This window comes from Acidobacteriota bacterium (assembly GCA_030774055.1).
Lineage (GTDB): Bacteria > Acidobacteriota > Terriglobia > Terriglobales > Acidobacteriaceae > JACPNR01.
The window spans coordinates 1-23760 of the sequence record JALYLW010000001.1 but is presented as its reverse complement, the minus strand read 5'-3'; the positions used below and the strand labels follow the sequence as shown (position 1 = coordinate 23760).

Genomic DNA, 23760 nt, shown 5'->3' with positions numbered 1-23760 from the left:
AGCGACCAGCGACTAGCGACTCTTCTTCACCACCGCCCGGATCTCACCCCGCGCCAGCCGCGCGCGAATCTCATCGCCCGCGGCAACCTGCGTGGCGTCTTTCACCACATTGCCGGCCGCATCGAAGATCAGCGCATATCCGCGCTCCAGCACTTTCAGCGGAGAGAGCTCGTCGAGACGCCCGCTCAACCGCTCCAACGCGCCGCGCCGTTCCAGCAAGATGCGCTGCCCGCTCCCACCCAACGCCCGCTGCTTCGCTTCCAGTTCGCGCCGCATCCCGGCAAGCACCATCCGCACGTCGTAGTGGCGGATGCGCGTGGCCGCCACGTCCACGCGCCGCCGTGCGCTCGCCAGCAGGTGGCGATAGTGCGAGACGAGTCCGAAAGCCAGCTCATCCACCCGCTGCTGCCGCTGCGCGAGCATTGCCCGGATGCGCGCGAACGCTCCATGCTGCGCCAGTTCCGTCAGTGTCTGCCGGCCGATGAGCAGGCGATAGCGCGCGCCGCGCGCCAGCCGCTGTTGCAGCGCTTCCACCTGATGTTCCATCTGGTGCCGCGACTCGATCACCAGCTCCGCCGCCGCGCTCGGTGTAGGCGCGCGCAGGTCAGCAACAAAGTCCGCGATGGTGAAATCGGTCTCGTGTCCGATGGCAGATAGCACCGGGATCTCGCTCGCCGCGATCGCTCGCGCCAGTCCTTCATGGTTGAATGCCGCCAGGTCCTCCGCCGAGCCGCCACCGCGCGCGATAATGATCACGTCGACTTCCGCAGCCGCGCCCGCCCGGTTGAAATACTTCAGGCCCGCCATAATCTCCGCCGGCGCATCTGCCCCTTGCACCTGCGCCGGATATATAAGGATAGGCACGCTCTCATGCCGCCGCCTGAGGATGTTCAGGATGTCCTGCAGCGCGGCCCCGCGCGGCGACGTCACGATGCCGATGCGCCGCGGCAGCGCCGGCAGCGGCTTCTTGCGCGCCTGCTCGAACAGTCCCTCGGCCGCCAGCTTCGCCTTCAATTGCTCGAACGCCACTTGCAGCGCGCCCGCGCCTTTCGGCTCCAGATACTCCGCCGCCAACTGCATATCGCCGCGCGTTTCATAGATGGTGATGCGTCCACGCGCCACGATCAGCATGCCGTTCTCCGGCTTGAAGCGTAACAGGCGTGCCTGCGTGCGAAACATCACCAGCCGCAACTGCGCGTCGCCGTCTTTGAGCGTGAAGTAAAGATGCCCGGATTCGACCGGGCGAAAGTTCGAGATCTCGCCTTCCACCCACACGTCGGTGTACTCGCGCTCGAGCGAAGTCCGCACCGCGGACATCAGCTCGCGTACTGCCCATACCCGCCGCTGCGCCGCCATCGCCTGGAATGTGAGGTCGAGCTGCCCGTCCATGGCGCTAGTGTAACGCCTCATGTAAGAGTGTCATGCTGAGGAGCGTCGCGAGCGCGTGTTTTCCCCAGCGCGCGAGCAGCGACGAAGCATCTTGGGTCTTCCGCGTGCCCGTGCTGTGACGACTGCCAGTGTCGTGAGGCCGCCATCCTGGTTTTATTCCAAGCTTTTCCTCAGTGCACCTCTGTGTCTCTGTGGTGGGTTTTTGTTTTTCGCCATTCCGCGGGACAATAGGCCCGTGCGCACCATTTTCCATGTCGATATGGACGCCTTCTTCGTCTCCGTGGAAGAGCTTTACGATCCCACGCTAAAGGGCAAGGCCGTCGTCGTGGGCGGGAAGGCGAACGAGCGCGGCGTCTGCGCGGCGGCGTCTTATGAAGCGCGCAAGTTCGGCGTGCACTCGGCCATGCCGCTGCGGACAGCGGCCAAACTCTGCCCGCGCGCAATTTTTCTCGAGGGACACCCCGAGCGCTACCGCGAGTACTCCGAGAAAGTCCGCATCGTGCTCGACCGCTTCTCGCCGCAGGTCGAGATGGCCTCCATCGACGAGGCGTACCTCGACATGACCGGCACTGGGAAACTTCACGGCCCGCCGTTCCAAGCCGCGCACGCGCTCCACGCCGACATCAAGCGCTCCACCGGCCTGAACTCGTCCATCGGCATTGGCAGCTCGCGGCTCATCGCCAAGATCTCCAGCGAACAGGCCAAGCCGAACGGCGCGCTCTACGTGCTGCCCGGATGCGAGCGCGAATTCCTCGCGCCGCTCGACGTCCGCAAGGTTCCCGGCGTTGGCAAGGTCACCGAACAGCGCCTGCACGAGCTTGGCATCCGCACCATCGCCGACTTGCAAAAGCTCGACGACGATTTCCTCGAAGAACACTTTGGCGCCTGGGGACTCGCGCTGGCAGGGAAGTCGCGCGGCGAAGACGCCGGCGGCTGGTTTTCTAAAGCAGTGCCCGATTCGGAAGTGGGCGCTGCCGACGATCCCAAGTCCATCAGCCACGAGCACACATACTCCGTCGATATTGCTGACGCCGACCAGCTCGAGTCCACCCTCGCACGGCTCTCGGAGATGGTCGCGCGCCGCTTGCGCGAGCACAAACTCCACGCCCGTACCATCGGACTCAAGCTGCGCTACTCCGACTTCACCACCATCACGCGCGCGCACACGCTCGACCAGCCCACGCAGCTCGATCCCGAGATCTATGGCGTCGCACGCCGCCTCTTTCACGATAACTGGAAGCCGGGAAGCGCCATCCGCCTGCTCGGCGTCCGCGCGGCCGGATTCGAGCACAGCGAAGGGCAGCTCGACCTGCTCGCGCAGAACCAGCAGGAGAAGTGGAAGCACGCGCTGAGTGCCGTGGACCGCGTTCGCGATAAGTTTGGCGAAGGCGCCGTTTCGCTCGCCCGCGGCATGAAGTCCACCTTCAGGGAGCGTACCCACGAGGCGCTTCCCGAGAAACCCAGACCCGACAAGCCGAAGCCGCCCGACGTCAAGAAGCCCTGAGCCCGGTCGCCTCTGTGACACGGCCGCCCAATGATCCCTGCAACTTTCCCGGCTAACTTTCCGTATCCCTAACCGTCTGAGCCACAGTGAGAGCAAGGGTGAGGCCGGAGCGAGCGGGCCGCGAGCGGAGAAGCGTTGCGGCGACCCGGGAAGAAGTGAGAGGTGTCGTTATGGCGCAAGTAGGCCAGTCCTTACGCAGCCGGCTGAGTTGGCTTTTCCTCGCCGTCGCCGCTGTCCTCCTGTTCACCAGCAACCTGCGGGCACAGGATTCCGATGTCCGTATCCAGAGCGACCATTTCTCATGGCAGCAGAAGCTTGCTCCCGACCAGGTCATCGACGTTCGCGGACTCTCCGGCGATGTCCGCGCCGCCGGCTACGACGGCGCCGAGGTCGAGGTCACCGCGGAAAAGAGCGGCGCCGACGCCGGCAGCGTCCAGATCCAGATCATCCCCAACGCCGAGGGCGTGATCATTTGCGCCGTCTATCCCGGCATGAGCAACGACTGCAGCACGCGCAGCAATCGTCGCGAACGCCGCAGCACGCGCGCGCGCGTCGACTTCACCGTGAAAGTGCCGCGGGACATCCGTTTCGTGGGTTCGACCGTGAACGGTAGCGTGGACGCCACCGGGCTCGCCCGCCGCGGCAAGGTTTCGAGCGTCAACGGGTCGGTGCGCGTCCAGACGGCAGAGTGGGCGGAAGCCACCACGGTGAATGGCTCGGTGATCGCGCGCTTCGGCAAGGCTGACTGGCCCGGCACGCTGCATCTCTCGACCGTCAACGGACGCATCGAGCTCGAGATCGCCGGCGACCTCAACGCCGAGGTCAGCACCAGTTCGGTCAACGGTTCGGTGCAGACGGATTTCCCCATCACGGTCGCAGGCCGCATGCGCCGCGGCAACCTGCACGGCGTGATCGGCAAAGGCGGCCGCGAACTCGAACTCACCACCGTCAACGGCGACATGGAACTCAGGAAGCCGACGCTCTAGCGCGCCGGCAAACGATCATGTGGCGCGGCCGCCCCTGGGCTGCGGGCTGCGATTGATTTGTTGTAGCCGGCTTAGCCTGCCAAGATCGAAAACGCCGCCGTCGATCATCTTCCGCCGTCTATCATCCCCCGCCGTTTATCATCGTTGCCATGATGCATCCCGCCGCACCCGCCGTCGACCTCGACCGCCTCCGCGATTTCGTGGCGCACATCCCACTATTCCGCACCTTGCACTACCGGCTCCTCGAGCTCAAGCCCGGCGAAGCAGCCATCACCGCGCCGTACACGGCCGACCACGACGGCATCTTCCACTCCTTCCACGGCGGCCTGCTCATGACCTTGGCGGACACCACCGCTTGCGCCGCCATCCTCTCGCTCGCTGGGCCCGAGCAGGTCATGACGACCACGGACATGAACATCCGCTTCCTTGCGCCGTGCAACTCAGACGCCACCGCTCGCGCCCGCGTCATCAAGTTTGGACGCACCATCGTCCCCACCCACGTCGATCTCTACGATGCCGCCGGCAAACACGTTGCCCTCGCCCAGGTCACCTACATGCGCCTGGAAAAAATGCCGAAGCGGTAGTGGTGGAGGCCCGGCCGCGGTTTTCTCCGTGCCTCAGTGCCTCCGTGGTGAAGGTTTTTTACTTACCCCAGCGGCTGAGCGCAGTGCGCGCACCGCTTGGCCGCGATCGGCACCTCGCTCAGGCATTCCCCGCACTGTTTCGTCACCGCATCCGCCGGCGTCAGCCCGCGCGCCCGCCGCGCTTCCCAGGCATTCATCGGCGCGATGAGGAAGAAGTAGATCGCCGCCGCGACCAGCAGGAAGGCGATCAGCGCGTTGAGGAACTTGCCATACGCGACCGCCGTTCCGTTCACATAGAAGACCATCGCCGAGAAATCCGGTTTGCCAAACGCCGCCGCGACCAGCGGCATCAGGATGTCCGCGACGAACGAAGCGACCACCGCGCCGAACGCCGCCCCGATCACCACCGCCACCGCCAGATCGACCACGTTGCCGCGCAGAATGAATTGCCTGAATCCCTTCAGCATCTTCGCTCTCCTTACTCGTCCGCTTACTACGATGCTCCCCGGGCTTCAACCGTCAACCGTCTCTTTATCCGCGTCCATCTGCGTTCATCTGCGGCGAAAGGTTCCTGCCCGCGACCGCGCAGCACACCATCCCCGCCACGCCGATCAGCACGGACAGCATGAACGTGTGGCATCCATGCTGGTTCGGATCGAGCACCTGCCAGCATCGCGGATCGTTGAGGATGCGCGGCCCCGCGATCGCGATCCACACCACCAGCGTGCCCCACACGCCATACCATGCACCTTGTCGTATCGGGAACAAAGCCAGCAGCACGCCCGCCACCAACAGCACGCCCGTCAGCACGATCGCCGTGGTCGAAGCGGGCCCCGCGGCTGGTCCAGAAGCCTGGGACATCGCTCCGGAACCAGGCTGCCCAGCGTGCTCCGCCATATCGTGCAGATGCTCACGCGCAGCCGCTTCCGGAGACTGGCGCGCCTCGCGCCACGCCCCGATCACGCCGTGGACGTTCATCCCATACGCCCACAGCAGCAGCACCATCCCGATGATCCGCAGCGTCGGCAGGTTTTGCATGGTTTGCGGACTTTGACCTTTCCAGCCTTCGTGTTCCTTCGTGACCTTCGTGGTTAAAGTCTTTTAGCGGAAGCGCTTGACCGCCACCACCGTCAGCGCGACGAACCCGACCAGCACCACGCCCTGCGTCACCCCGAATATCACATTGAAGCCCGGTGGCTCGTTGCCTACTTGACCAGCGCCCGCGAGCGCCCTCAGCGCCAGTATCTTCTGAAACATCTGGACGACGAGCACGAAGCAATTCAGGTAGAGCGCGATCGCCGCCGTCACCACATAGGCGGCGCGCCATTTGCCGGCGAGCCGCATGGCATAGCGAGCGACGAGCGCCACCGCCAGCACGACCAGCGAGATGACGCCCACCTTCACCGCCGGCGAGCCCGGCGGCAAGGGGACGAACCCGAATCCCGTCACCGACGTTGCCACGGTGAAGCCGAGGAAGATGGCGGTGAATCCGTCCATGCGCTTGCTGGGCCGGCTGACCATTCCGAACATCACGACCAGCCCGGCCGCGATCCCCACCAGGCTGATGACCACGTGGACCACGGTGTATAGGTGCAGCGGTATCCCGAATATGGCCGTCTCCGAGCCCATTTGGGCGCCTCCGTGCTTGGCTTCCGGATGTTACGACGGGATGTTACGACCGCGCCGGGAAGATTGCTACCCTCGGTCTGGGGATGCGGGGGTACCCCCCTCCCCCCGGATTTCGAGCGAAATCCCCGAAAATCAAGGCTTGAGGAGCGGAATCCCGGTGCAAATCCCGGAAAAATGGGGTTTCGTGATTTCAAAGAGCGTCTCGCCTGCGATTGAGGCAGGCTAGGCAGGTTTTCTGTCCACTGGACACCAGCCACTAGCCACTGATTTCCAGATACACCCGGCCTTACTACAAGTATGAACTGCGGGAGGGGGTAAACCGGACATTTTTCTGCGAACTATATCGTCCACCGATGCAGCAACTTAGCGGGAAAACGGCGGAAAGAGGGGCTTGACAAGATTTTTCGCCGCAGACGAACACGCAGGTCAAAAACCAAACCCACCACAGAGACACAGAGCCACGGAGGGCAAGACTCCAGGCCCGGAGGGCCGGAAAGCTCGCTCGCCTCGGACGAGCAATAGCCCAGGGCGGAAGCCCTGGGTAGACAGAAAGAAGAGGCCCTTCCACGCTGCCGCAGGCTTGCGCGCAGGCCCGGCCGAAGCGCGTTTACTTCACATGTCGATAAGTCACGACGAAACCCGCGGCGAAGATCGCGCCGAGCGCGAGACACATCCACAACGGCATGGCGACGGGGTCGAACCCTATGGCCACGTCTGAAGCAGGCGGGAGCTCACGGCTGAACAACCAGATCGCGACGCCGGCGTAAAGGACAAGCGCCGTGAACGCGGCAGCGAGCCCGAAAGCAGCGGCGATCAGGGTGCGGGACACGCGTGGATTCTACCTGCTGGCGCCTTGTTCCAGAGTCAGAACAAAACGGAGATTTCTGATTTTCGTCGCGTAGGAGGCCGTAGAATCCGTCAAGAAGAGGAGGTGTTCCATGACTAAGCTGCCGAAGTTCACGTTGGAATATAACAAACGAAAGGACAAGTGGGTCCTTGAGCAAGACAAGACCGGCCGGACAGTGAAGGAATTCAGCACCAAGGCACAGGCGACAAAGGGCGGCACTCTGGAGCGCGCAGTCGGCGTCCATGGTGGTTCAGTCAAGATTCAAGAAAAGAACGGGCGATACCAGGAGGAGCGCACCTATCCGCGCAGCCGGGACCCTCGTCGCTCGAAGGGCTAGGCAATTCCTGCTTGTCATCCCGAGGGGTTTCTTTCGACCTTCAACCCGACGGCGTTCAAGAGCCTTCCACGCTGCCGCAGGCCCGCGCGCAGGCGCCGCCGAAGCGCGTTTACTTCACGCGTCGATAAGTCACGACGAAAGCCGTGGCGAAGATCGCGCCGAGCGCCACATCCCCAACCGCATGGACGTGAACATGGACACCGGGTCAAACCCAATGGCCAACTCGGAGTCGGCCGGGAGTTCGCGGCTGAACAACCAGATCGCAACGCCGGCGTAAAGGACGAGCGCCGCGACCACGGCACCAAGCCCGAAAGCAGCGGCGATCAAGATGCGGGTCACGAGACGACTCTAGTCTGTTCTTCTTGTTCCAGATTCAGAACATAAACCCATGTGGGTTTGCCGAGGTATGGATTGCTGAGTATCCTTCGAAGCCCAAGGTCAAAGACATGCCGGACCTCAAAGCTGTCGACCTCTTGAAGCGTGGCTACTTCCACGACCGTGTCATTCCGCCCCTCGGATCCGATTCGATCTCGCCCGCAATCGCCGACCTTTACGCCCACATTCGAGGCGGATCGGGGGGTAAACCGCCTCGTACGCGCTGCGTCAATCACTCTGTGCCCAAGCGTAAGCACCTCCGCCGTCTGCTATCAATCCCCAATCCGTATCACCAGATTCCATTGTCCTTCGAAGTGGAGAAACACTGGAAGAAACTCTCGGCGTTCTGTCGCCAATCCCGAATCGCCCTGAGCACCCCGACCTTGAGCGATACTCGAGCGCTCGGTACCCGACGTGCGCTGGCCGATCAGCCCGTCTACCGCGCGGAGCAGTCTGTCGGAAAGCGATACCTCTTGAAGACAGACCTAGCGCGCTTCTACCCGTCCATCTATACCCACAGCATTGGCTGGGCGCTTCACGGGAAAAAGATAGCTCGCGAAAACAGAGAGCTTTTCGGAAACAAACTAGATGAGCGAGTTAGGAATACGCAGGACAAGCAAACCGGCGGGATACCAATTGGCCCTGACACTTCGTTTCTAATAGGTGAAGTTATCGGAGCTGCGCTTGATGTGAGATTACAGGCCCAAATAAAAAAGCTACGGGGCACGCGCTTCATCGACGATTACTTTCTATACTTCGAGACCTCTTCGGAGGCGGAACGTGCCTTGGCAACCCTGCATCAGGCGGCCAAAGAGTTTGAACTCGAAGTCAACGATCCGAAGACCGAGATAATCGCCCTTCCGGAATCTTTCGAGCCCGCCTGGAAAGCGGAGTTGCGGGCTATGGAGATTCGTTCCAAGGGGGCCCCACAGATTACAGACTTGATGGCTCTCTTCAACCGGGCCTTCGAATTGGTCCCGGAGTTCCCCGCTGACAGCGTACTAACATACGCCGCCAAGCAGGTACTCAGTAGTGAGATCGATCCCGATAACTGGGGAGTATGCGAATCACTGCTACTCCGGTCGGTAACCGCCGAGCCGACGATGATGCCGGCACTCATCGAGATAGTTCGAAAAAACGGTGACGCGATAAAGGACAAGAAGGCGCTAGCGACAACCGTGGTCAGCTTATGCGACTATCACGGTCCGTTGCAGCAGGGGTATGAAGTTGCTTGGGCTCTCTGGCTCGCCAAGGAACTGGAGGTCAAAGTTCCACTTAGAGCTGCACGAGCCGTAGTGGAACTCGATGATGACATCGTAGCGCTAGTCGCCCTGGACCTGCTGGACTCTGGCTTATTTCCCACGGTGGAGATGAGTCTCTGGCGCAGTCACATGAATGGTAAAGCGCTGTACTCCGAGCATTGGTTGCTGGCCTATGAGGCTTACGAGCACGGATGGCTGCACGGAAGGCGTGGCGATTACGTAGACGCTGACTCTTTTTTCCAAATACTTCGAAAGCATCAAGTGCGGTTCTATCGCTCGCAGGCAACAACCTTACCGGAGCCGAGCCCGTATCTCGAGTAACTGCAGGGGCCATTCATTTGCGCAGCGCGCAGCGGTTTTGCGGAGCAAAAAGGGTGGGACTAACCTTTAGGCCCGAAAGATACGTTCGTTGTGCCACCTCAGCGCGTCTTCGGATGGACGGAGCTGATGTAGCCTCGGCAGATTAATCTCGCTGCCGTGCATTGCGTAGTAGTCGTCCCCGTTGTTGAACTCTTGTCTGATGCGCTTGCTTACTTCGACCTTGTAGTCGGGCGTCACTGTGATGTAGCCCTTGTCGAAAAGGGTATGAATATCCTGTCGTAGCAGCAGCCCGTTGGTCGGAGAGTGCGAACCGCCCCCGGCATATGGTCGGATATGCGACGCCTCGAGGATGTGAAGGATGTGCGAAGACGACAGCGCACACGCACGGCTGTAACTGTCGGCGACGATGATCCGAAACGCGCCTTGGCCTAGCCGCGGAAGCTGTATCTGCGGTTTGCCGAAGCGCTGCGCTTCGACGGCGACGGACTCATCCAGCACGGGAGCAGGATTAGCTAGCCGGTGTTGAACCTCGGCCCAAATCTCTGCGCCTCGCCCGTCCGCGGCGTCGTACGTCTTTCCGCGGACTATCGCTTGCGCCCAATCGGACACGGGGATCCAATCGGGCTCGGCGAAGAAGAACGGTTGCTGGAGAAGGATGCAGCCGATCACCTCCTCCGATTCGCTCGGTTGCTCGCCATGGCGGTAGCGCCACACCCGTTCGCGCATCTCCGCAAACGAGTGCGCGCCGTTGTTCGTTCCGAACGCTTCCCATGCAAGGCCTAACGGCGCAAGGGTGAAGTGGCTGAAGAAGCCACCGCCGACGATGTAGTTGCGAGGTGCGTGGAGCTTGAGCAATAGTGGCTCGCCGGGTTGGATCGCGCGAAACTGATTTCTTCCTGAAGGCTGCCAGAAGTTGACCTCGTCCGGCTTTTGCGCGGAGAGGTGCGTGAACCAGTCGAAGTCGGTGATGGCAACGTAGAAGTGCACAGGGGTGGCGGGGACAATCTACTGCGCGCAGGGCAATCCGTAAACAAGGTTTCTGTCTGTTCTGGAATCAGAACACGCGCTCCGGTCGTCGGACGACGCCCTCCGCGCGGGCCGCAGGCGCGTGGAAGGAACCCTTCTTCGCGGCGCAATGATTGTGGGTCACTGATTCCATTCAGGATCACTGAAAGGAGGAGGGAGGGGGGAGGGGGTACCCTGGAATCCCCGGATTTGATCCATGCGCTCCGGCCGTCTCGCCGCCGATGAACGCAGATGAACGCGGATAAACCAAAACCTCACCACGGAGACACAGAGGCACGGAGAGAACGGTAGGAACCGGGAAGGCGTGAACCCGAGATGCTTCGTCGCTGCTCGGCCGCTGGAGAAAACACGGCCTCGCCCACGCTCCTCAGCATGACCCATCAATGGGGTGAGCTGAGAGCTGATAGCTGATAGCTAGAAGCTGAGAGCTAGTCCTGCACGCTGACCACCTGCAACACTTCTTCAACGTTGGTCAGTCCCTGACGGATGAGCCACGCGGAGTACATCTTCAGGTCGAGCATGCCGTCTTCGATCGCGGCGGCATGGATGTCTTCAGTGAGCGCGGCTTTGGCGACCATCTGGCGCAGGCGCGGGTTCATCTTCATGACCTCGTAGATGCCCACGCGTCCTTTCACGCCCTTGCCGCCACATGCGTCGCAGCCTTTGCCTTTGAAGACGGTCTCGCCCGGCGTCATGCCGAGGTAGTTGGCAGTGACTTCGTCGAGCTTGGTCTCTTCCTTGCAATTCTGGCAAAGGCGGCGCGCGAGGCGCTGCGCCATCACGCCCACGGTCGAAGCAGAGATGAGGAACGGTTCCACGTCCATCTCGCCGAGACGGGTAAAGGCGCCGGCGGCCGAGTTGGTGTGCAGCGTGGTGAAGACCATGTGACCGGTGAGCGCGGCTTCCACGGCGATGTGCGCCGTCTCTTTATCGCGCGTCTCGCCCACCAGGATGACGTCGGGATCCTGACGCAGGAAAGCACGCAGGATTCGCGCGAAGTCCAGACCGATATCTTTGTTGGCCTGGATCTGGTTCACGCCGGCGAGGTCATATTCGATCGGGTCCTCGGCGGTGGAGATGTTGACCTCGGGATCGTTGATCTCGGCGAGCGCGGAGTAGAGCGTGGTCGTCTTGCCGGAGCCGGTCGGCCCGGTGACGTACATGATGCCGTAGGGCTGTCCCACTAATTCGCGGATTTTCGCGAGGACCTCGGGATGCGCCACCACTTTGTCGAGTCCCAAAGTCGTGTTTGATTTATCCAGGATACGCATGCAGATCTTCTCGCCCCACTTGGCGGGCACGGTGGAGACGCGGAAGTCGATGGGCTTGCCTTCCATGTTCACCGAGATGCGTCCGTCTTGCGGCAGGCGCTTTTCCGAGATGTCGAGCTTTGACAGGATCTTGCAGCGCGAGATCAGGCCGAGCTGCACTTTCTTCGGCAGGTTCTGCACCACCTGCAGCATGCCATCCTGACGGAAGCGGACGATCACGTCCTTCTCCATCGGCTCGATGTGGATGTCGCTCGCGCCTTTCTTGATGGCCAGTCCGAGGATCGAGTTCACCAGGCGGATGATGGGCGCGTCTTCCGAGGCGTTCATCAGGTCTTGCTTGTTCTCGGAGGTGACTTGCAGGTTCGCGTCTTCGGTCATCTGCAGGTCGCGGATGATGTCGGATTGCAGCAGGTCGACGGTGACTTCGGCTCGGCGCTCGGCGACCAGCTCGACCGGCTTGCCGGCCTGGGTGGAGGTCGTCGTGACCTGCGCCTTTTCTTCTTCTTTGCGCGTGAGCTGCTGATAAGTGGAGTTCATGAACTTGCGGAAGTCATCTTCCGTCATGACCACCGGCTCGATCATCACGCCCTTGATGATGCGGCGGATGTCGTCGAGCGCGAGGATGTTCGAAGGGTTCGTCATCGCCAGCGTCAGGCGGTTGTTGGCAAACGCGACTGGGATGACCTTGTGCTGGAGCATCATGGTCTGCGGCAGCAGTTGCAGCACGCGGACGTCGAAGTTCAGCTTCGACAACGCGATGAACTCGATGCCCACCTGTTGCGACGCGGCTTCCACCCGCTCAGCCAGGATGGTGGTGAGCGCGATGCCGATCTTCGGGTAGGACATCAGCAGTTCCTGGAAGTCCTTCTGCTCGAGCACGGCGACGGTGGTGGGCTGCACGGCGGTCACGGTCGCGGTGCGCGGCTTGCCGGTGAGCAGCGACATCTCGCCGAAGTTCTGTCCCGGTCCCATCTCGGTGAGCAGGAAGTCGATGCCGGTGACGGAGTCCTTCTTGCGCACCTCGACCTGGCCAGAGGTGATGAAGAACATCGAGTTGCCGGGCGAACCCTCGCGCACGATGATCTGGTTGGGCGGGAAATCGCGACGCTTCATCCGCTTCACCACTTCGGAGCACTCCAATATGGAGAGGCCGCTGAACAACTTGATGCGCTGCAGGAAATGCTGCGGCTCCGGCGCCGGCGCCGGCGCGGCGGCGGCAGGCTCGGGGGCTGCGGCAGTGGCAGCGGCGGAGCCGGTTGCAGAAGCGGCGGTGAGCGAAGCAGTGGTCGAGGGGCTGGCCATTAGGGTGTCTCCCGGGAAACGGATGGATCTCGTATCACACACGGCACGCACCACAACGAAGCGTGCGTTATCGCATAGAACGTTGTCGCCTAGAACGTTGTCGTCAAGAGCGTTGTCGCCTAGAGCGTTGTCGCCTAGAACAAGGGGGAATGGGGCGGGATTATACCTCAGTTAGCAGGGCGGCAGCGGCACTAGTTCCGCCGGGTATGCGCATTACGCAAGCGCCCGAGAGCCGATCTTGAGCAGGAGGCCTAGGCAGAAGGGCGAGGCACCGCCCGCACCGCCCGCGGCGCGCGGGCTTTGCCGTTCGTGCGACGAGCCGACCCATTGGACTTGCCAGCGGTCGAGGCGCGGCCGTTCCCACCGTTGCCGCGGACGGCAACGCCGTTGCCATCTCCATCGTGGTGGACACCATCGCCATCGAGTTGCGCGCTGGTCGGCATGGAGCGCACCCAGGCATCGAGTTCTGCGGGCAGCGCGACGACCACGCCTTCAGACTTTGCGTTTGGCCGGTGCACGGGCAGACCGATCTCGCGCTCCCAGCGCTGCACCGTGCGGACGCTGCGTCCCACGTATAAAGCGATCTCTTTCCATGACGACAGGATGTTAGACATCGGTTGCTCTCCCTTTGATCGCGGGCTTCGCTGGTTGCCCATGGCGGGTGACCGGCGGACGGGCGGAGTAGCGCTTGTTGTTCTGGCTCTTCTTGTTACCGAGAGCGATATCGCCGAGTTCGATGGCCCGGCCATGGCGCTCAAGCAGCAGCCTATGACGTGATTTGTCGCCGGTCTGTTCGCTGGATGACGCATACCGGCGATTCTTGGCTGCGTACGGCGGCGAACATTTTTTGGTAGAAATGTTCGCCAGCGAACAAAAGGGGCGCATATAACGGCAGCAAGTAGTTGGATCCGTCGTGACCCCTGAGCACACCAAGTTGTCCGGCACCAGGTACGCCACGGGAGAGGCTGCGCCCGCCACCGGCGTCTATCGCGTCAGCCACAGCGACCATCGCCTGCCGGAAGAGATCACGGTGCTGCTGGGACAGAGTTTCCCGCGCTGTGCCCAGTGCGCCGGCGCGGTCAAGTTTGAGCTGGTCCGGCCCATGCAATGCGCGCTGCCGCCGGGAACCATGACGCTCAACGAGCTGCCCGTGCTCGAAGCCGACGACGACGGCAACGAATCGGCCGTCGCCAGCTGAGCATCGCTCAGCTCAACCACCGCACCAGACAATCCACGCACCAGATAATCCCAAGGTTAGTGACTTGCAGGTGATCGCCCGTGCCCGTGGCGCTTACGCGACCTTGGCTGCCGCGCGCGGCAGCGGATGGCTGTTACGCATGAGTGCATAGCATTCGCAGGCCGCGGCCTCGAGGCCGGGGCGGTTCACCACGCGGATGTGCCCGCGGCTATGCTGGATGAGCCCGGCTCTTTGCAGGATGCCGGAAGCGATGGTGACGGTGGAGCGGCGTGTGCCCAGCATATTCCCGAGGAACTCGTGCGTCATAGTGAGCAGCCGGGTGGGATTGCGATCATCCATGAGCAGAAGCCAGCGGGCGAGGCGTTCCTCCGCCTCATGCAGGCGGTTGCAGGCGGCGGTCTGCGCGGTCTCCAGCGAGACGCGATAGGCGGCCTGCAGTAGCAGGTGATTGAGTTCGCCATCTTCCTGCATGACGCGCCGCAGCGCGCCGTTGCCGAGGCGGTATCCGAAGCCCGCCCCCTGAACCACCACACGGTAAGGCGACTTCTTGGCGTTGAAGAGTGCCGGGATGCCGGCCACACCCTCAGCACCCACGAGCGCCACCTCGATGCTGGCTCCATTCTTCAGCACCACCAGGATGGAAGCGATGCCTTCTTCGATGAAGATCACGCCCTCGACCACGTCGCCCGCCTCGCTCATGACCTGCCCAAAGGGCAGTTCCACGCGTTTCAGGAAGGGCCGCAGCCGCGCAAGATCAGCGGCGGGCAAGTGCTTGAGCAGGTGGTTCTTAGGTGCGAAGATGGCGGTCAATGGCATTTTGTCGCTGCTTCCCGGATGGTCCATCGGGTACGCAAGGACAGGGCGAGAGAGCCACAGGCCATGGTTGCGGACGAGGGCGGTTAAGTAACGCCGCCTCTAAGTCGAGCGTACGCCTTTGGCTCCTCTTCTTATGTGCGAAAACGCTCACGGCCGCTCGTCAGGGCGGGGAACACGGGGTAGAGGAATGTGTGCGATAGCACTCCGTCTGGTAGCGAACCGACACTCCTCTTACCAGCCTGTAGCCTGAGTCCACACTACTCAGAAAGACGCGCCGCGGGCGCGCTCAAGGACATGGACGCCAAGAGAAGGCGCAAGCGAATGCTGCCCACGAACGGCCGGAATGGCCGGAACGGCCAGAATGGCGAGAACCGTCTGCTCGACAGCCTGCGCGCGGAGAGCTTTGCGCGGCTCAATCCCAAGCTCAGCGAAGTCATGCTGAAGCAGGGCCAGGAGCTGTACCACGCCGACGAGCGCCAGGATTGGATCTACTTTCCCGCCAAGGGCACCCTCATCTCGCTGCTGGCGGTGAGTGACGACGGCGCCAGTGTGGAAGTGGCCATCACCGGGCGCGAGGGCATGCTGGGGATCGCCGGGGTGCTGGGCGCCGACCGCAGCAACCACGAGAGCCTGGTGCAGAATTCCGGCGCCGCCTGGCGAGTGCGTTCCGAGTACGTGCGCGACCTGATGCAGCGCGATGCGAATTTCCGCGACGCGCTGCAACGTTACATCCACGTGGTCTTCGCGCACGTGGCGCAGACGGCGCTCTGCAACCGGCTGCACTCCGTCGAAGAGCGGATGGCGCGCTGGATGCTCTCCACCCAGGACCGGGTGGAGGCGGCGGACTTCCACATGACGCATGAGCTGCTGGCGAAGATGCTGGGCACGCGGCGCACCAGCGTGAGCCTGACCGCTGCCACGCTGCAAAAAGCCGGCATGCTGCGCTACAAACGCGGGCACATGATCATCCTCGACCGCCAGAACCTGGAAAACACCGCGTGTGGCTGCTACGGGGTGATGCGCGCCGAGATGCAGGCGCTCCACTACGGCAAGCGCCGCGGCTAGCGTTCTTCCCCCCCGCAAGGCAAAGGGGCTTCTTCCAAATACGACACCTTCCGGCCTTGTGGAATTGTTGATATAGTTAGCCGCCATCCATCCCCCCTGGATCAGCGTTTTCGCGTCCCGTATTTCGCGTCCCGATGAGCGCCTCAGCCACGACCACGACCGCGACCATGACCGCGCCTGGAGTGCGGCCGCTGCCGTTCGTCGTCTATTTCGCCGAAGACGAGCTGGGCAAGACGGCGATGCTGGGAGTGAAGAAGTACCGCCGCATCCCGTTCGAAGGCTTGAACGGCCAGCCCGCGGATGTGGAGCGCATCCTGTTCGTCTCGCAAGAACGCCTGCTGGACGACAACTACAACGCGGCGCGATCGCCCAATGTGCGCGTGATCGCGCTCTCCGCGAACCGCTTCAAGGACCCGCGGCTCGATGGCATCATCTATTGCTACCTGCCGCCAGACACGCCCACCGCGCTGGTGGAACGCATGGTGGACAACGCCATCGACCACATCCACCTGATCGTCTCGCGGCGCGAGTTGGGCGAGAAGTTGACTGGCGCGACGCATGAGATCCATGAGCTGAACCAGATCGGCGCGGCGCTCTCCGCCGAGCACGATACCGAGAAGCTGCTGGAGCTGATCCTCACCAAGTCGCGCGAGATCACCCTTGCCGACGCCGGCTCGCTCTACCTGGTGGAGAACGCGGTGGAGGACGCCGGGGACGAGACGGCGAAAAGGATGGCATCCGGCGTCCACACCATGCTGAGTGATAAGGACGGCAACGTCGCGGCGATGGACACGCAGAAGCTCGCCGCCATCCACGCCGAAACCAGCGCGCTGGCCGTGGCCGGCACGGAGACCGGCAAGCTCGCCGCCAAAGAAGAGCCGGTGAAGAAACAATTGCGTTTCAAGCTGGCGCAGAACGATTCCGTGCAGATCCCCTTCCGCGAACACACCATGGAGATCTCGGCGCGCTCCATCGCCGGCTACGTGGCGCAGACCGGCGAAGTGGTGAACATCCCCGACGCGTACCACATGCCCGACGACGTGCCCTATTCCATCAACCGCAAGTTCGACGAAGACTCCGGGTACCGGACGAAATCGATCCTGGCGGTGCCGATGCGCAACCAGAAGGACGAGATCGTGGGCGTGGTGCAGCTCATCAACGCCAAGCGCCGGTGGGATGCCAAGTTGCTCAAGATCGCCGACGTGGTCTCGAACGTGATGCCCTTCGCCTCGCGGCAACAGGAGATCATCCAGTCGCTGGCCAGCCAGGCGGCGGTGGCGCTCGAGAATTCACGGCTCTATGAAGCCATCCAGCGCTTGTTCGAGGGTTTTGTGCGCGCGTCCGTCATCGCCATCGAGTCGCGCGACCCGACCACCAGCGGCCATAGCTTCCGCGTGGCGAACCTCACGGTGGCGCTCGCCGAAGCGGTCGACCGCGTGGACTCCGGTCCGTATGCCGGCATCAAGTTCACGCGCACCGAGATGAAGGAGATCCGCTACGCCTCGTTGCTGCACGATTTCGGCAAGGTCGGCGTGCGCGAAGAGGTACTGATCAAGGCGAAGAAACTCTATCCCGCGCAGCTCGAGCTGGTGAGCCAGCGCTTCCACTTCGTGAAGCGCACGATGGAGAACATGTCGCTGCAAGGCAAGCTCGACTACGTCCTCGCAAAAGGGCGGGAGGAGTATTTGAAAGAGCAGGGCAGGTTCGATGGCGAACTGGCCCAGCAGATGGAAGAGGCCGACACCTACTTCAAGACCATCCTGCAATCGAACGAGCCGACCGTGCTGCCGGAAGGGAACTTCGACAAGCTGCTCGACATCGCGGCGCGCCATTACACCGACTACGACGGCGAGGAGAAGGCGCTGCTCACGCCCGACGAGGTGCGGCTGCTCTCCATCCGCAAAGGATCGCTGGATGACGATGAGCGCAAGCAGATCGAGTCGCACGTGGTGCACACGGTGAATTTCCTGCAGCAGATCCCGTGGACCAAAGAGATCAAGAACATCCCGGCGATCGCGCGCGGACATCACGAGAAGCTGAATGGGCTGGGTTATCCGTACAAGCTGGCGGCGGCGGAGATCCCGGTGCAGACGCGGATGATGACCATCTCCGACATTTTCGACGCGCTCTCGGCGTCGGACCGTCCCTACAAGAAAGCCATCTCGATGGAGCGGGCGCTCGAGATCCTTGGGTTCGCGGTGAAAGACGGCGAGCTCGATGGCTCGCTCTTCGAGATCTTCAAGACGGCGCGCGTCTTCGAGCGCTGGAAGATCGAACCCTATCCTTATTAGGCGTTCGAATCCGGCAGGCCCCGCCGTTCCATGACCCGTTCTCCCATGGCCCGCCTTTCAATGAGAAGACTGAGACTTATCCCCACTCTCTTCATCGTGCTGCTGCTGGCGCTCGCTTTCGGCTGCCCGGCACGGGCGCAGAAGACGGGGGGGTCGAGTCGACCGGTGACCCCGGTGACGACGCTGGTGGCGATCGACGAGCTCAACCGCGATGCGCTGAGCGGGCAGGAGCCGGTGCTGACCCTCGGTTCCAGGGGCAGCGCGCGACGTGGCGTGGCTACACCATGCTGGTGCATCACGCCCAGGGGCTGCAACGGGTGACGATGGATGCGACCGGCGCTCCGGCGGGCGCGCCCGCTGCCGAGGCGCTCGCGTGCGCGGTCGAGCGGGTGGAACACGGTCTCGATGCCCAGCGTCCGGTGGCGCGCGAGTGCGCGGGGCGGTAGCTGCCGCTGCCCTTGAAAAACCAGCTTTGTACCAACAAGTACTTGACAACCCTCGTCGGCGGACGTACTCCTTAGAGCGATGGCAGAGGGGCATCCAAGGCGCGCGGCGGGACGGAAGCTGATCCCGCCGGAGGTAATGCCGGCGAGCGATAGCGCCGGCGGCGACAAGCCAGACGAAATCCGTCTCGGCGATGTCCGCTTAGACGACCTGCGCTTCATCCGGCAGACCATGGCCAGCGCCGGCTCGTTCACCGCCGTCAGCGGACGCGGCCAGATTCTGGTCGGAGTGACCGCGCTCGTGGCTGCCGCGGTCTCGAAGCACATGTTCCTCGGCTCCGGCTGGATGGAGATATGGCTGGCCGAGGCTGCGGTCGCGATCGCCATCTCGGTGCTGAGCTCGGAGCGCAAAGCGAAGCGCATGGGCGTGCCGCTATGGAGCGCGGTGGCGCGAAAGTTCGTCCTCGCACTGGTGCCGCCGCTGGTCGCGGGCGGCGCGTTGATGGTAGCGCTATGGTTCACGGGTGAGCGCCACATGGTGCCCGGCGTCTGGCTGCTGCTCTATGGCACCGCCGTCGTCACGGGCGGAAGTTTCTCGGTGCGTGTGGTGCCGATCATGGGTTACTGCTTCATGGCCCTCGGCTGCCTGGCGCTCGCGCTGCCGTTGGGCTGGGCGTGGCTGCTGCTGGCGACCGGTTTTGGCGGATTACACATCGTGTTTGGATACCTGATCGCGAGGAAATATGGCGGGTAGGCGGGTAGCAGGACAAGGCCGGGAGATGGCGGGCGGGGTCGCCCGTCCCCACCGCAGCAAGCGCAAGACACTTCCTGGTTCCCGGCAGTCCGGTTCACGGCAGGCGCCGGCGGCGGCGCCGGGGCTTGACCAGCTTATCCATGAGCGGATGCGGCTGGGCATCGTGAGCTCGCTCGCCGTCAATGACAGCCTCAGCTTCAACGAGTTGAAAGCGCTGCTCGCGACCACGGATGGCAACCTGAGCGTCCATGCGCGCAAACTCGAAGACGGTGGCTACATCGCGTGCAGCAAATACTTCGAGGGACGGACGCCGCGGACGGATTTCCGGCTGACGGCGGCGGGCAGGCGTGCGCTGGAAAAATATCTGGACGAGATGGAAGGGCTGATCAAAGCGACGCGAGCCTGAAGCTTTCATTGGCATTTGGGATCCGCGATTGTGGCGACGGGTGATCGCCCTAGCGCGATGAGCGAAGCGCAACGAGGCGATCGCAGGGCGGCCGCGGCCGCCTTTTAAAAGGGCTGGCGACTTTATGATGCAAAGTGATAACCGGGGAGGCAGCGGCCTGCACGCGGCGCTGGTGATGGATGGCAACGGGCGCTGGGCGGTGGCGCGCGGGCTGCCGCGCGTTTGCGGGCACCAGGCGGGCGCGGAGGCGGCGCGGGCGGTGATCCGCGCGGGGCCGGAGTGCGGCATCGGGACGATGACGATGTATGGATTCTCGTCAGACAACTGGAAGCGTCCGGCGGAAGAGGTGGCGCTGCTGATGGCGCTGCTGCGGCAGTATCTGCTGGCGGAAAAAGGTCCGTGCCTCGCCAGCGGCGTGCGCATGGCGGTGATCGGGCGGCGCGACCGGTTGGCGCCCGAGCTGTGCTCGGCCATCGAACAGGCCGAGCGCGAGACCGCGCACGGCTCGCGCTTGCTGCTGCGGCTGGCAGTGGACTACTCGGCGCGCGATGCCATTGTCCAAGCCGCGAACGTCCGCGCGGCGGGCGTGCCAGCAGCGGGCATGCACGCGGCTGCGCTGTGCCCCGCGGGCGACGGCGGTCCCGCCGCCGACCGCGAGAGCTTCCGGCGCGAGCTGGCGCGCGCGCAGAATTGCGAGTCCGCGCCCGATGTCGACCTGCTGATCCGCACCGGCGGCGAGCAAAGACTTAGCGACTTCCTGCTGTGGGAGTGCGCCTACGCGGAATTGTTTTTCTTGCCGCAGATGTGGCCGGATTTCTCTCCCGCCGATCTCCGGGCCGTGGTCGCGCAGTTCCACGCCCGCGACCGCAGATACGGGATGATCAAGACGGAACCCACGCCCGCAGTCCGGCAGCGGGTCGCAGAATAACCCCCCGCTTCGCGCTCGCCCGCACGAGAAAGCCGCGAGTACAATGGCGCGCATGAGACGCGCATCTTTCCTATCTCTGTTCTCTCTTTTCTCCACGCTCATTCTTGCGACCGCCGGGGCGACCTGGGCGCAGCAAGCGGCGGTGCCTGTGGTGCCGCTCGACCAGGAGCCGCTGCACCACCTCTTCATCGCCAACGACACGGTGCGCGTGTTCAAGGTCGAGGTGCCGGTGGGTGCGCGGACACTCATGCACCAGCACGACCGCGACTACCTGTTCGTCACGCTCGGGGACTCCGACGTGATCAATGCGCGGCAGAACGAGCCGGCACGCGAGTTGAAGTTGAAAGACGGCGACACCGCTTTTACCAAGGGCGGGTTCGCCCACGTGGCCATCAACCACGCGAAGACTCCCTTCCGCAACGTCACTGTCGAGATCGCGAAAGCGAAGCCCGACACGGAACCGGAACCCTCGCAGACGCTCGCCGGCGCCGGCATGAGCGTCACCTTCATGGTGGACAACGAACGCGCGTTCGCCGAGCTCATCGAGCTCGAGCCGGGTGCGACCATGCCGTGGCATGAGCACAAGCGTCCGCATCTCGCCGTGCCACTCGTCGATGCGACCCTGGAGACCGACGTCCTCGCCAAAGGCAAGGGCAAAGGCGTGATCACGCAGAAGGCAGGCGAGCCACGCTGGGTCGAGGGCGGTTACTCGCACACGCTGCGGAACACTGGCACCACGCGGGCGCGCTGGGTGCAGATCGAGGTGAAGTGATGGCGGCGGATGCGGTGGAGAAGATGGTCGCCGACTACGCAGCGCGCGCGGTCGCTGCGGCACACGCGGCGAAGGTGGAGCTCGACTTCTCGGAAGCCAGCGTCGCGCAGTTGGAGCAGTTGTTGACCGCGGCGCCGCAGGCGGATGTGGACCAGGCCTGCAAGATGTGGGGCGCGTACTTCGGCGAAGTGGTGCGGCGGCGCTGGGGCGGCGAGTGGTCGTTCGAGACGTATCCGGGCGCGCAGTTCGCGACTTTGACGCTGACGGTGGCGGGCTCGAAGCTGTTTCCCTCGATGAAGATCTATCGGCGGCTCACGCAGGGCGCGAGCGAGGATTTGCGGACGTTCTATCAAAGCGTGAAGGAGCGGCTGGCGAAGGCGCCGGCGTCGCGAGTGAATTGAAAGCGGTTTCACCACGGAGACACGGAGCACACGGAGAAGAGAAGTAGAGTACGCGAGTCAAGCGAAGAAACATTCGGCGCAGGGCTTGCGCGAATCGGGTTTAGCTGCGATACTCGTTCTCGGCTTAAGGGAAACACGTGGCAAAGGCCGCTGGCGCGGCCGGATAAGTCAGAAGTAAGCCAGGTAGCTCAGAGTTAAGCAGGGAATAGGCAGCAGCAAAGCCTGAATCCTTGCATGAGCCCCGGGCATCTGATACTCTTAGCGGGTAAGAAATTGTCCCGGCCACGGGACAGTAAATCCTGAGACAGGTCGCCAAGGCGACTCAGCACTTGGGATGGGTTAGGCGAAGCAAGTCGCAAAACCTCCCTTACTAGGATCTTTAACCAATTTGAGTGACTCTCTTTGCGCGTGTGCGCTGGTTATATGAAGCTGCGCCGCGGAGAGGGAGTCCGGATGTATCGCGTGTCATGAGCGAAGAGTGCTCCCGCTGAAGGGTTGAGCACCGGCTGTGCCAAAGCTGTCAACATCCTGTGGATAACACAGGGGTTATGGCGATTGACTGGGCCCTAGGGCTCGCGATATTTTTCCAAGGTTCGTCTCTATACGGTCCGGAAGGGCGGTATGGAGGCGCCACAAGTTTCGAGGACGCCGATCCCGCTTTGCGGGATCGGACTTCGACTGAAACGCACCCCTCAGGGGGAGAGCGGTTCGGTCTTTGACAACAGGTTGAACGTGCCAGTCGTGAAGAGTCGCTCGGGTTCTGCTCGAGTGATTCTCACAAAATAGGTAAGTATGGCGTTCAGGGTTCCGCCGTGACACACCTGTGAAGGTGGGGTCGTGGTTTTACCTGGACGTCGCGTTCCCCGACTACCCGTCAGGGAACGGAACAGGTTTCAAACGAGAGTTTGATCCTGGCTCAGAATCAACGCTGGCGGCGTGCCTAACACATGCAAGTCGAACGAGAAAGTCCCCGCAAGGGGATGAGTAAAGTGGCGAACGGGTGAGTAACACGTGACTAACCTACCCTCGAGTGGGGGATAACCTCGGGAAACCGGGGCTAATACCGCATAACATCACCAGGGGAAGCTCCTGGTGATCAAATGCGCAAGCAACTTGAGGAGGGGGTCGCGGCTGATTAGCTAGTTGGCGGGGTAACGGCCCACCAAGGCAATGATCAGTAGCCGGCCTGAGAGGGCGCACGGCCACACTGGAACTGAAACACGGTCCAGACTCCTACGGGAGGCAGCAGTGGGGAATTTTGCGCAATGGGGGAAACCCTGACGCAGCAACGCCGCGTGGAGGATGAAGTCCCTTGGGACGTAAACTCCTTTCGATCGGGACGATAATGACGGTACCGGAAGAAGAAGCCCCGGCTAACTTCGTGCCAGCAGCCGCGGTAATACGAGGGGGGCAAGCGTTGTTCGGAATTATTGGGCGTAAAGGGCGCGTAGGCGGTGCGGTAAGTCTTCTGTGAAATCTCCGGGCTCAACTCGGAGCCTGCAGGGGAAACTGCCGTGCTGGAGTGTGGGAGAGGAGAGTGGAATTCCCGGTGTAGCGGTGAAATGCGTAGATATCGGGAGGAACACCCGTGGCGAAAGCGGCTCTCTGGACCACTACTGACGCTGAGGCGCGAAAGCTAGGGGAGCAAACAGGATTAGATACCCTGGTAGTCCTAGCCCTAAACGATGGATGTTTGGTGTGGCGGGTACCCAATCCCGCCGTGCCGGAGCTAACGCGTTAAACATCCCGCCTGGGGAGTACGGTCGCAAGGCTGAAACTCAAAGGAATTGACGGGGGCCCGCACAAGCGGTGGAGCATGTGGTTCAATTCGACGCAACGCGAAGAACCTTACC

Annotated in this window: 24 protein-coding genes and 1 rRNA gene; 15 read left to right on the top strand and 10 right to left on the bottom strand. The window is 62.7% G+C overall.

The window, feature by feature from the left end; translation table 11 throughout:
- Positions 1-12 precede the first annotated feature (12 nt).
- Positions 13-1389 (bottom strand): exodeoxyribonuclease VII large subunit, encoded by a 1377-nt coding sequence (gene xseA / locus M3P27_00125; GenBank protein ID MDP9266714.1) that lies wholly within the window; start codon positions 1387-1389, stop codon positions 13-15.
- Between the two features lie 235 nt (positions 1390-1624).
- On the opposite strand from xseA, the gene dinB reads away from it, so the two are divergent.
- The 3 genes from dinB to M3P27_00110 all read left to right on the top strand — a co-directional run bounded on the left by dinB (position 1625) and on the right by M3P27_00110 (position 4463).
- Positions 1625-2893: a DNA polymerase IV gene (dinB, locus tag M3P27_00120; protein MDP9266713.1), complete on the top strand. Its 1269-nt coding sequence runs from the start codon at positions 1625-1627 to the stop codon at positions 2891-2893.
- A gap of 170 nt (positions 2894-3063) precedes the next feature.
- Positions 3064-3879, top strand: coding sequence for a DUF4097 family beta strand repeat-containing protein (locus M3P27_00115; GenBank protein MDP9266712.1), 816 nt, complete (start codon positions 3064-3066; stop codon positions 3877-3879).
- Between the two features lie 149 nt (positions 3880-4028).
- A complete protein-coding gene (locus M3P27_00110; GenBank protein ID MDP9266711.1) occupies positions 4029-4463 on the top strand; it encodes a PaaI family thioesterase in 435 nt (144 codons plus the stop codon).
- Positions 4464-4525: 62 nt separating this feature from the next.
- Here M3P27_00110 and mscL read toward each other — a convergent pair whose 3' ends face one another.
- The 4 genes from mscL to M3P27_00090 all read right to left on the bottom strand — a co-directional run bounded on the left by mscL (position 4526) and on the right by M3P27_00090 (position 6921).
- Positions 4526-4930 (bottom strand): large conductance mechanosensitive channel protein MscL, encoded by a 405-nt coding sequence (mscL, locus tag M3P27_00105; GenBank protein ID MDP9266710.1) that lies wholly within the window; start codon positions 4928-4930, stop codon positions 4526-4528.
- 64 nt (positions 4931-4994) lie between these two features.
- Positions 4995-5501, bottom strand: coding sequence for a hypothetical protein (locus tag M3P27_00100; GenBank protein ID MDP9266709.1), 507 nt, complete (start codon positions 5499-5501; stop codon positions 4995-4997).
- A 63-nt stretch (positions 5502-5564) separates the two neighbouring features.
- The gene (locus M3P27_00095) at positions 5565-6092 is read right to left on the bottom strand and encodes a hypothetical protein (protein MDP9266708.1); all 528 of its coding nucleotides are present in this window, start codon (positions 6090-6092) and stop codon (positions 5565-5567) included.
- A 607-nt stretch (positions 6093-6699) separates the two neighbouring features.
- The gene (locus tag M3P27_00090) at positions 6700-6921 is read right to left on the bottom strand and encodes a hypothetical protein (protein ID MDP9266707.1); all 222 of its coding nucleotides are present in this window, start codon (positions 6919-6921) and stop codon (positions 6700-6702) included.
- 109 nt (positions 6922-7030) lie between these two features.
- Here M3P27_00090 and M3P27_00085 point away from each other — a divergent pair, with 109 nt between their 5' ends.
- Positions 7031-7276, top strand: coding sequence for a DUF2188 domain-containing protein (locus M3P27_00085; GenBank protein MDP9266706.1), 246 nt, complete (start codon positions 7031-7033; stop codon positions 7274-7276).
- Positions 7277-7405: 129 nt separating this feature from the next.
- Here the strand turns inward: M3P27_00085 and M3P27_00080 are convergent, their stop codons facing one another.
- The gene (locus M3P27_00080; protein ID MDP9266705.1) at positions 7406-7615 is read right to left on the bottom strand and encodes a hypothetical protein; all 210 of its coding nucleotides are present in this window, start codon (positions 7613-7615) and stop codon (positions 7406-7408) included.
- Between the two features lie 338 nt (positions 7616-7953).
- Here M3P27_00080 and M3P27_00075 point away from each other — a divergent pair, with 338 nt between their 5' ends.
- Positions 7954-9234 (top strand): RNA-directed DNA polymerase, encoded by a 1281-nt coding sequence (locus M3P27_00075; protein MDP9266704.1) that lies wholly within the window; start codon positions 7954-7956, stop codon positions 9232-9234.
- A gap of 66 nt (positions 9235-9300) precedes the next feature.
- Here the strand turns inward: M3P27_00075 and M3P27_00070 are convergent, their stop codons facing one another.
- The 3 genes from M3P27_00070 to M3P27_00060 form a co-directional block, all read right to left on the bottom strand.
- Positions 9301-10221 carry an HNH endonuclease gene (locus M3P27_00070; GenBank protein ID MDP9266703.1) on the bottom strand — a complete coding sequence of 307 codons (921 nt, stop codon included), beginning with the start codon at positions 10219-10221 and terminating at the stop codon, positions 9301-9303.
- Positions 10222-10688: 467 nt separating this feature from the next.
- Positions 10689-12833 (bottom strand): Flp pilus assembly complex ATPase component TadA, encoded by a 2145-nt coding sequence (gene tadA, locus M3P27_00065; GenBank protein ID MDP9266702.1) that lies wholly within the window; start codon positions 12831-12833, stop codon positions 10689-10691.
- Between the two features lie 251 nt (positions 12834-13084).
- Positions 13085-13447, bottom strand: a complete 363-nt coding sequence (locus tag M3P27_00060) for a hypothetical protein (protein ID MDP9266701.1) — start codon at positions 13445-13447, stop codon at positions 13085-13087.
- A 299-nt stretch (positions 13448-13746) separates the two neighbouring features.
- Between M3P27_00060 and M3P27_00055 the strand changes: the two genes are divergently transcribed.
- Positions 13747-14031, top strand: coding sequence for a hypothetical protein (locus M3P27_00055; GenBank protein MDP9266700.1), 285 nt, complete (start codon positions 13747-13749; stop codon positions 14029-14031).
- Positions 14032-14124: 93 nt separating this feature from the next.
- On the opposite strand, the gene M3P27_00050 is transcribed toward M3P27_00055, so the two are convergent.
- Positions 14125-14847: a Crp/Fnr family transcriptional regulator gene (locus tag M3P27_00050; GenBank protein MDP9266699.1), complete on the bottom strand. Its 723-nt coding sequence runs from the start codon at positions 14845-14847 to the stop codon at positions 14125-14127.
- Between the two features lie 321 nt (positions 14848-15168).
- Between M3P27_00050 and M3P27_00045 the strand changes: the two genes are divergently transcribed.
- The 9 genes from M3P27_00045 to M3P27_00005 form a co-directional block, all read left to right on the top strand.
- Positions 15169-15912 carry a Crp/Fnr family transcriptional regulator gene (locus M3P27_00045; GenBank protein ID MDP9266698.1) on the top strand — a complete coding sequence of 248 codons (744 nt, stop codon included), beginning with the start codon at positions 15169-15171 and terminating at the stop codon, positions 15910-15912.
- Positions 15913-16046: 134 nt separating this feature from the next.
- Positions 16047-18203, top strand: coding sequence for a GAF domain-containing protein (locus M3P27_00040; GenBank protein ID MDP9266697.1), 2157 nt, complete (start codon positions 16047-16049; stop codon positions 18201-18203).
- A 60-nt stretch (positions 18204-18263) separates the two neighbouring features.
- Entirely contained in the window at positions 18264-18524 is a 261-nt protein-coding gene (locus M3P27_00035; protein ID MDP9266696.1) for a hypothetical protein, read from the top strand.
- 261 nt (positions 18525-18785) lie between these two features.
- On the top strand, positions 18786-19400 hold the full coding sequence (locus tag M3P27_00030) for a hypothetical protein (GenBank protein MDP9266695.1): 615 nt from the start codon (positions 18786-18788) through the stop codon (positions 19398-19400).
- Positions 19401-19548: 148 nt separating this feature from the next.
- A complete protein-coding gene (locus M3P27_00025) occupies positions 19549-19806 on the top strand; it encodes a transcriptional regulator (protein MDP9266694.1) in 258 nt (85 codons plus the stop codon).
- 127 nt (positions 19807-19933) lie between these two features.
- Entirely contained in the window at positions 19934-20734 is an 801-nt protein-coding gene (uppS, locus tag M3P27_00020; protein MDP9266693.1) for a polyprenyl diphosphate synthase, read from the top strand.
- Positions 20735-20786: 52 nt separating this feature from the next.
- On the top strand, positions 20787-21506 hold the full coding sequence (locus tag M3P27_00015) for a hypothetical protein (GenBank protein ID MDP9266692.1): 720 nt from the start codon (positions 20787-20789) through the stop codon (positions 21504-21506).
- Positions 21506-21907, top strand: a complete 402-nt coding sequence (locus M3P27_00010) for a hypothetical protein (protein MDP9266691.1) — start codon at positions 21506-21508, stop codon at positions 21905-21907. Before M3P27_00015 ends, M3P27_00010 begins: the two co-directional genes overlap by 1 nt.
- 893 nt (positions 21908-22800) lie before the next feature.
- Positions 22801-23760, top strand: a 16S ribosomal RNA gene (locus M3P27_00005); the annotation flags it as partial.